We start from the raw sequence: 15,049 nt of genomic DNA, 5'->3' as shown, positions 1-15,049 counted from the left end.
GCTCAGGCCTCCCCGACCGTCTCGGAGAGGCGGTGATCGGTGCCCAGATAGGCGTCGATCACCTCCTGATTGCGCCGGATCTCGTCCGGGCTGCCCTGCGCCAGGACGGCGCCGTATTTCAGGACGTGGATCGTCTGCGCGATCTTGAAGACGATGCCCATGTCGTGCTCGATGAACAGCACGGTCATGCCCGTGACCTCCCACAGCGTGTGGACCTTGCCGATCATCCGCCAGCGCTCCTCGGGGCCCATGCCGGCGGTGGGCTCGTCGAGAAGGAGCACCTTCGGGTCCATCGCGAGGGCGAGCCCGATGTCGAGGAGCTTCTGGTCGCCGTGCGAGAGGTTGGCCGAGAGGATCTCCGCCTTGGGGCCGAGCCCGAGGAGGTCCATGATCTCGTCCGCCCGGCGGCCGGCCGTGGCCACGGGAAAGCGCGAGAGCACGCGGCCCGAGCCGCGCTGATGCGAGACGACCGCCGCGGTGAGCGCCTCGCGGACGGTGAGGCTCGGGAACAGCGAGGCGACCTGGAAGGCCCGGGCCATGCCGCGCCGCACCACCTCCAGGCTGGAGAGCCCGACGATGTCGGCGCCGTCGAACAGCACCCGGCCCTCGTCCGGCCGGACATGGCCGGAGATCAGGTTGAAGAAGGTGGTCTTGCCGGCGCCGTTCGGCCCGATGATCGCCGTCAGCGAGCCCGTGGGGAAGTCGATCGAGACGTCCCGCGTGGCGCGCACGCCGCCGAAGGACTTCGAGAGGTGCTCGACGCGCAGCATCACACCGTCCTGCTCTTGACGAAGCGTCCCTGGGTCAAGGAACCCTGGGCGAAGGGGGCGGCCTCGGAGGTCCCGGGCGCCGGCTTCGCCGCGGCGATGGAGGCGGCCCGGCGGGCGCGGCGGGCCTGCAGTCCGTCGTGCAGGAAGTCGGCGAGACCGCGGCGCAGCCCGAGCACGATGACGAGGATGACGGTCCCCAGCACGAGGCCGTGATACTCGGTGTAGATCGTCACGTAGTGGTTGAGGGTCTGGAGCAGCAGCGTGCCGACCAGGGGGCCGAGGAACAGCTTCATGCCGCCCAGCATGATCATGAAGATCGCCTCGCCCGAGGTCGTCCAGAAGGCGAATTCCGGGTAGGCGCCCGAGACGAACAGCGCCAGGATCAGGCCGCCGACGCTCGCCATCGCCGCCGCGAAGACGAAGATGCCGAGCTTCATCGCCGTCACGTCGACGCCGAGGAAGTTCGCCCTCGCCGGGTTGTCGCGGATCATCCGCAGCGTGTAGCCGAAGGGCGATTGCGACACCTGCCGCATGGCGAGGATGCAGAGCACGAACACCACCGCGCAGGCGCCGTAGAGCACCCGGGCGTCGTTGAGGTCGAGGCCGAGGATGGGCGGGCGCGGGATGCCGCCGCGCAGGCCCTGGTCGCCGCCGGTCAGGCTCACCCAGGTCACGATGACGCTGTGGATGAACATCTGGAAGGCCAGCGTGATGAAGGAGAAGTAGATCTCCTTCAGCCGCACGCAGATCGCCCCGATGATCAGCGCGATGAGCGCCGTGCCGCCGACCGCGGCCAGCACCGCCACCGGGATCGAGACCCGGCCGGATTGCATGAGCAGCCCGAACGCGTAGGCGCCGGAGGCGAAGTAGGCGGCGTGCCCGAAGGACACGAGGCCGGTGAGCCCGACGAGCAGGTTCAGCGACATCGCGAGCAGGCCGTAGGCGAAGAAATAGATCAGGAAGTCGCGCAGGGCCGGCTGGGGAAAGGCCATCGGCAGGGCCAGGAGCAGGCCGAGGCCGCCGAAGGCGACGGCGAGATCGCGGACGAGACCGGCACGCATGTCAGGCAGCCTCCCGGCCGAGCAGGCCGCTCGGCTTGACGATGAGCACCAGGGCCATTAGGGCGAACATCATCCCGTCGACGAAGAGCGGGAAGCCGATCGCCCCGAAGGCGCGCGTGAAGCCGATGAGCAGGGCGGCCAGGAAGGCCCCGGCGATGGAGCCCATGCCGCCGATCACCGTGACGATGAAGCTCTCGATCAGGATCGACAGGCCCATGCCCGGGGTGAGCGTGCGGATCGGCGCCGCGAGCGCCCCGGCGAGGCCGGCGAGCAGGCTGCCGAGGCCGAACACGCCCGCGTAGAGGAGCGTGGTGTTGATGCCGAGCGCGCCGACCATCTGCGGGTTGATGGCGAGCGCCCGCACGATCTTGCCGAGCCGCGTGCGGTTGATGCCGAGCCAGAGGACGAGGCCCGCCGCGAGCGCGATGCCCACCATGAACAGGTAGTAGCCCGGCACGAAGCCGCCGGCGATCTCGACCGGGGGCAGCGCGAAGAGGTCGGGCATGCCCATCATGCGGTACTCGCCGCCGTAGAGGAGCTTCACCCCGTCGTCGAGGATCAGGATCATCGCGTAGCAGACGAGGAGCTGCATCAGGATGTCCCGCCCGTAGACGCGGCTCATGATCAGCCGCTCGAACAGCATTCCGAACAGCCCGACCCCGACCGCGCCCGCCGCCATCGCGGCGAGGAAGCTCCCGGTGAGCGCGTAGGCCGTGAAGGCGAAGTAGGCGCCCAGCATGTAGAAGGCGCCGTGGGTGAAGTTGATGATGCCGAGCACCCCGAAGATCAGGGACAGGCCCGAGGTGACGAGGAACAGGAGCATCCCGACGATCAGCCCGGTCGAGACCTGGGTGACCGCGCAGGATGCCGACGACAGGCAGTCGACGAGAGCCTCGAGGTTCAAGGCCGTTCTCCTCGGAGATGAGGGCGGGGCGGCGGGAGCGGGGCGCCCCCGCCGCGGCGGGTGTCAGGCGTAGCCCTTGCCCTTCTTCCACTGCGTCTCGAGTTCGACGATCCTGGCCCAGTCGACGTCGGAGAAGTTCTCGACGAACGGCGCCTTCGGCACGGTGCGGCCCCAGGCGACCGGGTAGCCGATGATCGTGTGGTCGCTGTCGCGCATGGTGATCGTGTCGCCCACCGCGAAGGGGGCGGCGACCGCCATGCCCTTCAGCTCGGAGGCGAGCTTGGCGCCCTCGGTGCGGCCGTTCGTGCGCTTGAGCGCCTCGCCGATGAACAGGCAGCCGAGATAGGTCTGCCACGCCCAGTTGGTGGGCTCGTGGCCGGCGACCTTGGCGAACGCGTCCGCGAAGGCGACGTTGACGGGCTTCGCCGGATAGTTGCGGTTGTAGCGATAGGCGGTGTTGAGGCCCGGCGGCAGCTGCTTGATCGCAGTCAGCACCGGCGGATCGCCGAGGCTGCTCGAGAACATCGCGATGGTGCCGAACAGCCGGTAGAGGTTGCTCTGCTCGATGAAGGCCACGAGGTCGCCGCCCCACAGCGCCGAATAGACCGCCTGCGGCTTCGTCTGCAGGATCTTGGTGATGCTCTCGGTGTAGTCCGGGGCGAACAGCTTCGGCCAGACTTGATCGACGGTCTCGATCGAGGGCTCGAACATCTTCGCGAATTCGAGGAACTCGGCGGTGTTGTCGCGGCCGTAGGCGTAGTCGGGCGAGCACGTCATCCAGCGCTTCAGCCCCTTCTCCTTGGCGATGCGCGCCGCGTAGGTGCCGCCCGCCACCGCGTCGTGGATGCCCTGGCGGGCGCAGCGGAAGGCGGTCTTGACGTGCAGCTTCGGGTCGGCGGAGAGCGAGGACGTCTCCGAGCAGGTGTGCAGGCACAGGACGGGCAGGTCGCGGATCACCTCGTGCACCGCGAAGGCGCCGGAGGAGGCCTCGCCGTCGATGATGATCTCGCAGCCGTCGTTGTTGATGAGGTCGCGGGTGACCTTGGCGGCCTCGTCGGGCCGGCCCTTGGAATCGCGGTCGATCAGCTCCAGGGTGCGCCCGCCGATGCCGCCGGCCTCGTTGATCTGCCGGAAGGCGAGCTGCACCGCGGCCCGGCTCGACGTGCCGAGGATCGCGACGCGCCCGGACAGGATCGTCGGCATGCCGATCCGGATGGTCTTCGCCTGGGCGCCCGCGATGTGCGGGAAGCCCGTGATCGCGGCGCCCGCCGCCAACCCGCCCAACACCTGCCGGCGCGATGGCGCGCGGCGGCTCTGCGTCTTCGTGCCCATCTGTTTTCCGTCCCTAGTCTTGTGTCCCGAGCGTTTTCGCCCTGGGCTCGCGTCGGTTGTGCTGTATTTTCTTGCTGTTAGACCTGTCGATCCTCCGGCAAGGCCAGGAGAGAGTCAATGGATGGCGGTGCTCACGGCACCGGTTCGCCCGCCGCGCTCCGCCACGCCTCGCGCAGGGCCGCGGCGGTGAAGTCGAGGACCGGCGCGGTGGCCCCGATCGCCCGTCCCATCGTCAGGATGCCGTGCATCTGGTCACCGAGATGCAGCGCCGTCACCGGCACGCCCGCCGCCTCGAGGCGCTGCGCGTAGTCGCGGCCCTCGTCGCAGAGCGGGTCGTGGGTGCAGGTGAGCACCAGGGCGGGCGGCGCCCCTGCGAGGCTCGGCGCCCGGGCCGGCGAGGCGTGCCAGTGGGTGCGGGTATCCGGGTCGGGGGCGTAGTGGTCGACGAAGTAGCGCATGGTCGCGGCCGTGATCGGCACCCCGGCGGTGACGCGCGCGTAGCTCTCGCCGGTCATGGCGAGGTCGGTGACGGGATAGAGCAGGACCTGGAAGACGCTGCGCGGCAGGTCCCCGTCGCGGCCCATCAGGGCGAGGACGGCCGCGAGGTTGCCGCCCGCGCTGTCGCCGCCGACCGCGAGGCGGGCGGGATCGATGCGCAGGGCCTGCGCCTCGGCCGCCACGTAGGCGAGGGCGGCGGCCGCGTCGCGCAGAGCCGCCGGAAAGGGATGCTCGGGGGCGAGCCGGTAATCGACCGCGATCACGCAGGCCCGCGCCCCGTTGGCGAGCCGCCGGCAGATCCCGTCATGGGAGGTGAGATCGCCGAGCATCCAGCCGCCCCCGTGCAGGTAGAGGAGGCAGGGCAGCACCGCGTCCCGTTCCGTGCCGGCGCCGCGGTAGAGCCGCAGCGGGATCGGGCCGGCCTCGCCGTGCGCCGCGAGGTCGCGGATCTCCGCCACCGGATCGGGGGGCGGCTGGAGCGCCGCGCGCCCGGCGCTGTAGGCCTCGCGCGCCGCCTCCGGCGCCAGCGCCTCGAAGGGCGGGCGGCCCGATTCCCGGATCGCCCGCACCAGGGCCACGACGTCCGGGTGCATCGCCGGCATCCCGCTCTCCCTCTCAAGAGACCCCGATGCCGCGCTCAGCGCAGGACGAAGCCGTCGTAGCCCTGCGCTGCGACCCGGTCGCAGATGCTCCGGTAATGGGCCATGCCGCCCGCGTAGGGCATGAACACCCGCGGCTTGCCCGGCACGTTGGCGCCCAGATACCAGGAGCTGCTCGCCATCGGCAGCAGCGTGGCCGAGGCGGCCTCGTTGACATGCGCGACCCAGGCCTCCGTCGCCTCCGGCGTCGCCTCGATCCGGTCGAGCCCGTGCTCGCGCAGATGCGCGATGCACCGCGCGATCCATTCCGCGTGCTGCTCGATGGCGACCGGCATGTTGGTCAGCACCGAGGGGCTGCCCGGCCCGGTGATGGTGAAGAGGTTCGGGAAGCCCGGAATCTGCAGGCCCAGATAGCTGCGCGGTCCGGCCGCCCAGGTCTCCTGGAGGGGAAGCCCGTCGCGGCCGCGGATGTTGAGCGCGAGGAGCGGGCCGGTCAGCGCGTCGAAGCCCGTGGCGAACACGATGATGTCGAGGGGATAGGTGGCGTCGCGGGTGCGCACACCCTCCGGCGTGATCGCCTCGATCGGCGCCGCCTTGAGATCGACCAGCCGGACGTTGTCGCGGTTGAACGTCTCGAAGTAGTTGGTGTCGATCGGCGGGCGCTTGGTGGCGAAGAGGTGGTCGCGGGGGGTGAGCGCCTCGGCCACCGCCGGATCCTTGACGATGCTGCGGATCTTGGCGCGGATGAAGTCGGAGGCCGTCTCGTTGGCGTTCCGGTCGAGGAGGATGTCCCGGAAGGCGGCGCGGAAGCGCAGGCCCCCCCGCTCCCAGGCGGCCTCGTAGATCGCCTCCCGCTCCTGCGGCGAGACGTCGAGGGCGGAGCGCTCGGAGACGTCGAACGGATGGCCGTTCGTGGCCTCGCGGGCCTTGCGGCGCAAGTCGGCCGCGTTCTCCCGGACCCAGGCCTTGAACTGCGCATCCATCGGGCCGTTGCGGGCCGGCACGCTGTAATTGGCGGTGCGCTGGAAGACCGTGAGATGGGCCGCCTGCTCGGCGATGACCGGGGCCGCCTGGATGCCGGTCGAGCCGGTGCCGATCAGCCCGACCCGCTTGCCCGTGAAGTCGACACCCTCATGCGGCCAGCGCCCGGTGTGGTACCACTGCCCCGCGAAGCTCTCGAGGCCCGGGATGGCGGGGACGTTGGCGGTGGAGAGGCAACCGACGGCGGTGATCAGGAATTGCGCCTCGAAGCGCTCGCCGCTCCGGGTCTCGATGGTCCAGCGGTTCGCCGCCGCGTCGTAGCTCGCCCCGGTCACGCGGGTTTCGAGCTGGATGTCGCGCCGCAGGTCGAAGCGGTCGGCGACGTGGTCGAGGTAGCGCCGGATCTCGCCGTGCTCGGGGTAGCGCTCGGTCCACTCCCACTCCTCCTCCAGCTCACGCGAGAACGAGTAGGAATAGTAGTAGCTCTCGGAATCGCAGCGCGCGCCCGGATAGCGGTTCCAGTACCACGTGCCGCCGATCCCGTCGGCCGCCTCCAGCACCCGCACCGACAACCCGAGCCGATCGCGCAGGAGGTGGAGCTGGTACAGGCCCGAGAAGCCGGCACCGACGACGATCGCGTCGTAGCGACGAACGGACCCGGCCTCGATGGTCTCCGCGCGCGGATTCCCCATGGCGTCCTCTCTCCCTGGTCGGACGCGTCGCATCCGGCGGATGCGCGGTCCGTCTCGTTCTCGCGTGGCGCGGTCCACCCGTGCGGGCGCACCGGCTCGTCTCGCCGCGGATCATGGCGTGACCGCTGCGGCTTGCGGGCCGTGTTCGGCACCGACGATGAGGGAGGCTAACGCGTTGCCGGGGCGGCATCCATTTCCCATACTGCGAACCACATGTGAAAAACATTCACAGGATCGGTCGTGAACCGCTTCGGGGAAATGCTCGTCTTCGTGAGGGCGGTGGAGGATGGCGGCTTCTCCGCCGCCGGGCGCAGCCTGACCATGACGCCCTCGGCGGTGAGCAAGCTGATCGGGCGCCTGGAGAACCGGCTCGGCGTGGCGCTGTTCAACCGGGCCGCCCGCACCGTCACGCTGACGGCCGAGGGCGAGGCGTTCTACACCTCGGCCCTGCGGGCGATCGAGGCGGTGGAGGAGGCGGAGGCCTCGGTGTTCGGCGGCCGGGCGGCGCAGGGCACGCTGCGCATCCGCTCGATGCCGACCTTCGCGACCCATCAGCTCGCGCCGCTGATCCCGGTCTTCCGCCGCCTGCACCCGGCCCTGCGGCTCGATTTCGTGCTCAGCATGGAGCCGGGCAACCTGCTCGACGGGGGCATCGACGTGGCGATCCATGTCGGCGAACTCGCCGATTCCTCGCTGGTGGCGCGCCGCTTCGCCAGCACCCGCTGGATCATCTGCGCGGCCCCCGCCTACCTCGCCGAGCGCGGCACGCCGCGATGCCCGGCGGACCTCGCCGCGCATGAATGCCTGAACTTCCCCTCGACCGCGCCCTGGAGCCTGTGGAGCCTGCGCGACGAGGCGGGCGCCCGCCAGCGGCTCAAGCCGAACGGCCACGTGGCGGCCAATACGGGCCAGATGCTCCTGGCCATGGCCCGGGCCGGCGCGGGCATCGTGCGGCTGGCCGAGTTCCACATCGCGGACGATCTGCGCTCGGGCCGGCTGGTCGAGGTGCTGCCGGACCACCATACCGGGGCGGAGGATCCGATCTACGCGCTCTACCGGAGCCGGCGGCACCTCAGCCAGCGCATCCAGGTCTTCCTGAGGTTCCTGGACGATTCCTTCTCGCACAATCCTCCGGCGTGGCGCACGCGGTGAGGGGCGCCGCGGCCCGCGGAACTCACGCGCGCGCGGTGAGTCACGCGCGCGCGGAGGCAGCCGGCTCGGTCCGCCGGCGGATCGCCGCGATCCGGAGCGGCTCGTTGCGGCCGCGGATGGCGTGCGATCCCAGATCCTCGGCCGCCAGATCGGGCGGCAGGTCCCCGAGGCGGCCGAGGAGATCGGCGGAGACCAGCACCGAAGCCCCCAGGTCCTTGGCGAGGGATTCGAGGCGGCTCGTGGTGTTCACGGTGTCGCCGAAATACGCGATCTTGTGGCGTTCGAGCCCGATCTCGGCGGTGACGACCGAGCCGCAATGCAGGGCCGCGCGAAAGCCCGGCACCTGCCCGAACCGGGCCTCCCAGGTGGCGGCCTCCGCCTGGAGCGTGGCGGCGAAGTCGAACACGCAGCGCAGGCAGGCGGCGTTCCGGGTGCCCCGGGCGATGGTCCAGCTCACCAGCGCCATGTCGCCGACGTAATCGTCGATCGAGCCGCCCGAGCGGTGCACCGGCAGGGCGAGGGCGCTGAACACCTCGCCGAGATATTGCTGGGCCGCGAGGTCGCCGTGCTGCTCGGCGAAGCGCGTCGAGCCGGCGACGTCGAGGAACAGGAAGATGCGCTCCTCGCTGATCGGCCGGTGGTAGCGGCCGAGCAGCAGGTTGGTGAAGACGCGCGGCCCGATCAGGTCCCGCACCCGGAACACGAAGGCGATCGCCGCCGAGATCCCGAGCGCGTAGAGGAAGCCCGATTCCGACATCATCATCGCCGCGCGGGCATTCGGCATCGAGCCGAACAGGTGGTGCAGCAGGGTTCCGGCGGCCGCGTTGCCGAGGACGATCAGGGCCACGTAGGTCGCGACCGTCGCCGCGGCGAAGAGGGGCGTGGCGGCCCGGCGGATCCGGTCGCGCCAGTCCGGCATCAGCAGGCCGCGCTCGTAGAACAGGATGGGCGAGCCGATGAAGGCGCCCCGCACGGCCGAGTCCCGCAGGAGGCCGACATCGAAGATGGCGGCGTAGAGGAGACCCGCCAGCGCCCCCACGACGGGCGCGGCGATCCAGACGTCGGGCCGGAACGATCGCATCGCCCCCTGATACACCACCCCGCCGGCCGGTTCATGCACCGCGCCGCCGTGATTCACCGCGCGTACCGGGTGAAGACGAAGTCGCGCTCGCTCACCCGCGCCGCGTGGCAGGCAAAGCAGGTCTGGTGCTGCGCCGCGTCCACGGGCTTGCCGTCGACGAAGCGCCCGAAGCCCCAGCCGCCCGTCTCCGGGTAGCGCGCGGCATCCTTCACCATCACCTGCACGGTGGTGGCGGCGCCGGGGATCGTCGCCGGCTCGAACTCGGGCGAGGGGACGTGGCGCCAAGCGAGCTTCACGAGGATCATGCCGTCCGGGAAGGGCAGCGTCCCCGCCCGGTAGGCCCGCAGGGCGGTCTCGTTTCCCAGCACCGCCCGCAGCTCGTTCAGCGGCTCGCCCTCCAGGGCCGGGGCGACGAGCGGCCAGTCGCGGTAGCCCGCCGGAATGGTCACGCCGAAGATCGGCGAGGCCGCCGGGACCGCCTCCGTGCCGGCGCCGGAGGCCGCGGCCAGCAGGACCGGGACGGCCACGAGCCAGGGCGCGCGCCGGCGGATGCGAGAGCAGCGATCAGAAGCCATCGACGTCGACCACCGCCTGGACGAAGGCCTGCGGGGCCTCCTGGGGAAGGTTGTGGCCGATGCCGCCGGTGATGAGCCGGTGCGCGTAGCGGCCCGTGAACTTCTTCGCGTAGACGGCCGGATCCGGATGCGGCGCCCCGTTGGCATCGCCCTCGAGCGTGATCGTCGGCACGGCGATGGGGGGGAGGGCGGCGAGCCGCGTCTCCAGCTCGGCATAGCGCGCCTCGCCCTCCGCGAGGCCGAGCCGCCAGCGGTAATTGTGGATCGTGATGGCGACGTGGTCCGGATTGTCGAAGGCGGGGGCCGAGCGGTCGAAGGTGGCGTCGTCGAAGCGCCATTGCGGCGAGGCCAGCTCCCAGATCAGCCGGACGAAGTCGCGGGTGTTGCGGGCGTAGCCTTCCCGGCCGCGCTCGGTCGCGAAGTAGAACTGATACCACCACTGGAGCTCGGCCCGGGGCGGCAGGGGCTTGGCGTTGAGGGCCTGGCTGCCGATCAGGTAGCCGCTCACCGAGACCAGGGCCTTGCAGCGCTCGGGCCAGAGCGCCGCCAGGATGTCGGCGGTCCGCGCCCCCCAATCGTAGCCCGCGACGATGGTCCGGGCGATCCCGAGCGCGTCGAGGAAGCGCAGCGCGTCGACGGCGAGCGCCGCCTGCTGGCCGTTCCGCGGCGTCGCGGCGGACAGGAAGCGCGTGCTGCCGTAGCCGCGCAGAGACGGGACGAGTACGCGGTAGCCCGCGCGCGCGAGCGCCGGGGCGACGTCGACGTAGCTGTGGATGTCGTAGGGCCAGCCGTGGAGCAGGAGCACCGGCGTCCCGCCCGCCGGGCCGAGTTCGGCATAGCCGATATCGAGGTCGCCGGCCGCCACCTGCTTCAGGGGGCCGAACCCGGGCTGCGTGCCGCGGATCGGGTCGGGCGGGCTCGCGGGGGCGCCGTCGCGGGTTTGCGCGACGGCCGGGCTCGCGAGCCCGAGCGGCGCCGCCGCCAGGATGGCGGCCCCGGCCCCGACCAGCCGGCGGCGGTGAAGATCGATCGTTTCGCTCATGGGAGGTTCTCCTGTCGTCTCGATGGTGCATCGACGGAGCCGGGCCGGCTTGTCCCGATCGCGGGCCCGTCACCGCGGTCTCGTCCAAGACGTCCGGGTCCAAGACGTCCGCAGGGCGGCTGCCGGGGGCGGTGCTCAGCCGAAGGTGAAGGCGAAGGCCTCGGGCCCGGGATCGAGGAAGCGGATCTCGAAGGTGCGCTCGCCGACCGCACCCGCTTGGCGCACGAGCTGGTAGAGCCGCGTCTCCGTGACGGTGCCCTCACCGCCGGCATCGGTATCCGCCCCGTGGTCCGCGCCCGGCGCCGCCCCGTCCAGCGTCACCGCGAAGCGGATCGGCCGGCCGCCGGGCCCGGGACCGAGCACGAGGTGAAGGTCCCGCGCCCGGAAGCGACAGGTGATCGCCCCGCCCGCGCGGTTGAGCCGCGCCTGTTCGGGCAGGATGGTCCAGTTGCCGGCAAGCCCCCATTGGTTGAGCCGCGGCCGTCCCGGCGTGTAGTCCCGCGCGGCCCCCGCCCCGAGACCTTCCGGCGAGACGAAACCCTCGGCCTTCGTGGATCCGAGATAGGCCTCGCCGGATGCAAGATGCCGCAGGTCGGGCGCGACCTCGGGACCCGTCGCGTCGGGCACGGTCGGGAGCGCCCCGGCCTCCCGCCGTCCCGCGCCCTCGGCGAGGAGGTCGCGGATGGCGGCCTCCGCGCGCGCATAGCCGCCCTCGCCGAACTGGTGATGCCGGATCCGGCCCTCCGCATCGGCGATGTACAGGGCGGGCCAGACGCTGTTGCGCAGCGCGCGCCAGAGCGTGAAGTCGTTGTCGAGCGCGACCGGATAGGTCAGCCCGAGCCGCCGGACCGCCCGCGCCACGTTGCCGGCGTCGCGCTCGAAGGCGAATTCGGGCGCGTGGACGCCGATCACGGCGAGGCCCTGGTCCCGGTAGCGCGCCGCCCAGGCCCGGACATACGGGATGGTGCGGATGCAGTTGATGCAGGAATAGGTCCAGACATGGACGAGGACCACCTTGCCGCGGAGCTGCGCAGCGGTGACCGGCTCGCCGTTCAGCCACGGCGCGGCGCCGTCGAGGGACGGGAGGTGGCCCTCGACCGGCAGGCGGCTCCGGGGCGCCGCGGGCTCGGCGCCGGAGGTGCCCTCTCCCCGAAGGCCCGCGACGAGGGCGCGTTCGAGGGCGGCGGTGCCCGGATCGGACAGGCCCGCGAGGGAGCCGGATTCGAGGCCGAGCGCGCTCGTCGCGACGAGGGCCAGGATGGCCGCACCGAGTCCCTGGCGCAGGCGCTCGCCGAGGCCGGGCCGGCGCCTCGCCGCGGCAAGGAGCGGGCGGCCAACGAGGGCGGCTCCGGCCAGCGCGGTGGCGGCACCCGCCGCGTAGGTGGCGAGCAGGAGCGTCGTGTGCAGCGAGGGACCGTTCAGGGCCGCGCCGGTCAGGACGAGGCCGAGGATCGGCCCCGCGCAGGGGGACCAGAGGAGCCCGGTGGCGAAGCCGAGCGCCAGCCCGGCCGGCACGCCCGCCGGATCGCGCGCGCGGGCCCGGTCCGACAGGGCGCCGCCGAGCCGCACCAGGGGCGCGTGGAGGCGGGCGGCGGCCCGCCGCGACAGCAGCGTCACGGCGAACAGGGCGAGGAGCGCCAGGGCGGCGGCCCGGCCGGCCTCGTTGAGGCGGACTGCCCAGCCGCCCCCGATGGCGGCGAGCGTCGCGACCCCGGCGAAGGCCGCGACGAGCCCGGCGAGGACCGGCAGCGTGCTCCCGGAGAACGGCCGCCCCGCGCGGGCGAGGACGACCGGCAGGACGGGAAGGATGCAGGGGCTGAGGATCGTCAGCCCGCCGGCGAGGTAGGCGAGGAGGAACAGGGTCATGGCGGCCTCGGGCTGCCCGTGGATGCGGGTCCTTGAGAGCCCGCCGGACGTATCCGCCGTGTTTTCCGGACCGCGCCGCTCTGTATCGCTCTGTCGGCCCCTCCTTCGCGTGCCGGCCGGCCGGTTACACTGCGATACGAAATATCCCGTCCCGCACCGGTCCGCAGGCCGCGCCGCCATCTGGGCATCACGCGACGCGGCGGGGCGGGGCGGCCGTCCTGAACAAGCCGATCGTGCATCGTCAGCCCCCTTCCCGGACCTCCTTCCGCTGGCGCTTCAGTCGTCCGGGAAAGGGGGAGGAGCTGGCGACGGCCGATCCGCCGGTTCAGCACGGCCCCCACGCCGTCGTGTACCGTGTCCGGACACGCGACGCCGAGACCCGTTCCGATGACCGAGATCGACCATGTCCTGATCGTCGACGACGACCGCGAGATCCGCGATCTGCTCTCGGCCTATCTGAGGAAGAACGGCCTGCGCGTGAGCGTCGCCGCGGACGGGCGCCAGATGCGGGCCTTCCTCGAGGCCGACCGCGTCGACCTCATCGTCCTCGACGTGATGATGCCGGGGGACGACGGCCTCGTGCTCTGCCGGGAGCTGCGCGTGGGCAAACACAGGGCGACGCCGATCCTGATGCTGACGGCGCGCGGCGACGAGACGGACCGGATCGTCGGGCTGGAGATGGGCGCGGACGACTACCTCGTGAAGCCCTTCGCGGCGCGCGAGCTGCTCGCCCGCATCAAGGCCGTCCTGCGCCGCACCCGGATGCTGCCGCCGAATCTTCAGGTCACCGAGGTCGGCCAGCTCTTGGCCTTCGGGGCGTGGCGGCTCGACACCACCGCCCGGCACCTGATCGACGAGACGGGGACGGTCGTCGCGCTCAGCGGCGCGGAGTACCGGCTGCTGCGGGTCTTCCTCGACCATCCCCAGCGGGTCCTGTCGCGCGACCAGCTCCTCAACCTGACGCAGGGCCGCGAGGCCGACCTGTTCGACCGCTCCATCGACCTCCTGGTCAGCCGCCTGCGCCAGCGGCTGAAGGACGACGCGCGCGAGCCGACCTGCATCAAGACGGTGCGCAGCGAGGGCTACGTCCTCGCCGTGCCGGTCACGATCGTGACGGCGCGCGCATGAGGACCCTGGGGATGGCCCGATCCCTTGCGACCTGGGCGCGGAGCCTGCGCGCCCGGCTGTTCCTGATCCTGCTCGCCGGCCTCGTCGTGGCGCAGGCCCTCTCCTTCGCGGTTCTCTTCCTGGAGCGCGACCTCTCGGCCCGCGCGGTGATGCTGACCACGTTGCAGCGCGACGTCGCGGTCGGCGTCGCGCTCCTCGACCGGCTGCCGGCCGCCGAGCGCCCCGACTGGATCCCGCTCCTCGACCGGCGGACCTACCGCTACGGCCTCGGTCCCGGCCGCCCCGGCCGCCCGGACCTCTCCGCCCGCGGCGAGGCCATCGCCGGGGAGATCCGCCAAGCCATCGGGGGGCGGGGCGTGCGGATCGACGCCGTTCCGGGGACGCCGGAGCGGCTCCAGGCCCATGTCGTCCTCGGCGACGGCGCGCCGGTGACGATCACGGTCACGCCGTCGCCGATGCCGCTCGCCTCCTGGCTTCCCGCCGTGCTGCTCGCGCAGCTCGTCCTGCTGCTCGTCTGCATCTGGCTCGCGGTGCGGCTCGCGATCCGGCCGGTGGCGCAGCTCGCCGACGCGGCGAACGCCTACGATCCGGCCCGGCGCCCGGCGCGCTTCCCCGAGCGCGGCCCCGCCGAGGTGGTCCATGCGGCCCGGGCCTTCAACGCCATGCAGGACCGGATCGCCCGCCATAGCGACGAGCGGGTCGAGATCCTGGCCGCGATCTCGCACGATCTCCAGACGCCGCTGACGCGCCTGCGCCTGCGCGCCGAGACGCAGGACGAGAGCCCGGCGCGGCAGCACCTGCTGCGCGACCTCGACGCGATCGGGGCGCTGGTCCGCGAGGGCATCGCCTATGCGCGCAGCGTCCACGGCGACGCGGAGGCGCCGGCCCGCCTCGATCTGCGCGCCTTCGTCGAAAGCCTCGTGTTCGACTACCAGGATACCGGCCGGAACGTCGCGCCCTTGGGGCTGGCGCGGGCGACCGTGGTGACGCGCCCGCAGGCCCTGCGCCGCATCCTCACCAACCTGATCGACAACGCCCTCAAGTTCGCCGGCCGGGCCGAGGTCGCCGTGGAGGCGTCCGGAGGGCGGACCGCGATCGCGATCCTCGACCGCGGACCGGGCATCCCGCCCGACCGGCTCGACGCCGTCCTGCTGCCTTTCGTCCGCCTGGAACCGTCGCGCAACCGCGAGACCGGCGGCACCGGGCTCGGCCTCGCCATCGCCCACCAGCTCGCGGGGGCGATCGGCGCGACGCTGACGCTGCGCAACCGCGAGGGCGGCGGCCTCTGCGCGACCCTCACGCTGCCCTGAGGCGCGGCCCGGCCTCCGGCGGCGGAGGGTCGCAGGCGCCTCGCCGGTACTATAGGGT

Annotated in this window: 13 protein-coding genes; 3 read left to right on the top strand and 10 right to left on the bottom strand. The window is 72.1% G+C overall.

From position 1 onward, the window contains the following. Positions 1-2: 2 nt before the first annotated feature. The 6 genes from ACE101_RS10575 to ACE101_RS10550 form a co-directional block, all read right to left on the bottom strand. Positions 3-770: an ABC transporter ATP-binding protein gene (locus tag ACE101_RS10575; protein WP_379128898.1), complete on the bottom strand. Its 768-nt coding sequence runs from the start codon at positions 768-770 to the stop codon at positions 3-5. Continuing rightward, entirely contained in the window at positions 770-1,831 is a 1,062-nt protein-coding gene (locus tag ACE101_RS10570) for a branched-chain amino acid ABC transporter permease (RefSeq protein ID WP_379128895.1), read from the bottom strand. The genes ACE101_RS10575 and ACE101_RS10570 overlap by 1 nt, the downstream gene beginning before the upstream one ends. Before the next feature lies 1 nt (position 1,832). Continuing rightward, complete coding sequence (locus ACE101_RS10565) at positions 1,833-2,735, bottom strand: branched-chain amino acid ABC transporter permease (RefSeq protein WP_379128892.1); 903 nt, start codon at positions 2,733-2,735, stop codon at positions 1,833-1,835. 63 nt (positions 2,736-2,798) lie between these two features. Next, positions 2,799-4,067: an ABC transporter substrate-binding protein gene (locus tag ACE101_RS10560; protein ID WP_379128890.1), complete on the bottom strand. Its 1,269-nt coding sequence runs from the start codon at positions 4,065-4,067 to the stop codon at positions 2,799-2,801. Positions 4,068-4,198: 131 nt separating this feature from the next. Continuing rightward, positions 4,199-5,167, bottom strand: a complete 969-nt coding sequence (locus ACE101_RS10555; RefSeq protein ID WP_379128888.1) for an alpha/beta hydrolase — start codon at positions 5,165-5,167, stop codon at positions 4,199-4,201. 35 nt (positions 5,168-5,202) lie between these two features. Next, complete coding sequence (locus ACE101_RS10550; RefSeq protein ID WP_379128885.1) at positions 5,203-6,837, bottom strand: flavin-containing monooxygenase; 1,635 nt, start codon at positions 6,835-6,837, stop codon at positions 5,203-5,205. A gap of 240 nt (positions 6,838-7,077) precedes the next feature. Here ACE101_RS10550 and ACE101_RS10545 point away from each other — a divergent pair, with 240 nt between their 5' ends. Then, the gene (locus tag ACE101_RS10545) at positions 7,078-7,989 is read left to right on the top strand and encodes a LysR family transcriptional regulator (RefSeq protein WP_379128882.1); all 912 of its coding nucleotides are present in this window, start codon (positions 7,078-7,080) and stop codon (positions 7,987-7,989) included. 40 nt (positions 7,990-8,029) lie between these two features. Here ACE101_RS10545 and ACE101_RS10540 read toward each other — a convergent pair whose 3' ends face one another. From ACE101_RS10540 to ACE101_RS10525, 4 genes are all read right to left on the bottom strand, one after another. Further along, on the bottom strand, positions 8,030-9,070 hold the full coding sequence (locus ACE101_RS10540) for an adenylate/guanylate cyclase domain-containing protein (protein WP_379128879.1): 1,041 nt from the start codon (positions 9,068-9,070) through the stop codon (positions 8,030-8,032). 53 nt (positions 9,071-9,123) lie between these two features. Continuing rightward, entirely contained in the window at positions 9,124-9,645 is a 522-nt protein-coding gene (locus tag ACE101_RS10535) for a cytochrome P460 family protein (RefSeq protein WP_379128877.1), read from the bottom strand. Beyond that, a complete protein-coding gene (locus tag ACE101_RS10530; RefSeq protein WP_379128874.1) occupies positions 9,635-10,687 on the bottom strand; it encodes an alpha/beta fold hydrolase in 1,053 nt (350 codons plus the stop codon). Before ACE101_RS10530 ends, ACE101_RS10535 begins: the two co-directional genes overlap by 11 nt. Positions 10,688-10,822: 135 nt before the next feature. Continuing rightward, a complete protein-coding gene (locus ACE101_RS10525) occupies positions 10,823-12,553 on the bottom strand; it encodes a cytochrome c biogenesis protein DipZ (RefSeq protein WP_379128871.1) in 1,731 nt (576 codons plus the stop codon). 387 nt (positions 12,554-12,940) lie between these two features. On the opposite strand from ACE101_RS10525, the gene ACE101_RS10520 reads away from it, so the two are divergent. Both ACE101_RS10520 and ACE101_RS10515 read left to right on the top strand, forming a co-directional pair. Beyond that, entirely contained in the window at positions 12,941-13,681 is a 741-nt protein-coding gene (locus tag ACE101_RS10520) for a response regulator (RefSeq protein WP_379128869.1), read from the top strand. Positions 13,682-13,692: 11 nt separating this feature from the next. After that, positions 13,693-14,991: a sensor histidine kinase gene (locus ACE101_RS10515; RefSeq protein WP_379128867.1), complete on the top strand. Its 1,299-nt coding sequence runs from the start codon at positions 13,693-13,695 to the stop codon at positions 14,989-14,991. The last annotated feature ends 58 nt before the right edge of the window (positions 14,992-15,049 follow it).

Source organism: Methylobacterium carpenticola, assembly GCF_042748905.1.
In the GTDB taxonomy this organism is placed as follows: domain Bacteria; phylum Pseudomonadota; class Alphaproteobacteria; order Rhizobiales; family Beijerinckiaceae; genus Methylobacterium; species Methylobacterium carpenticola.
The sequence above is the reverse complement of the archived record's forward strand: the minus strand, read 5'-3'. Positions and strand labels throughout refer to the sequence as shown.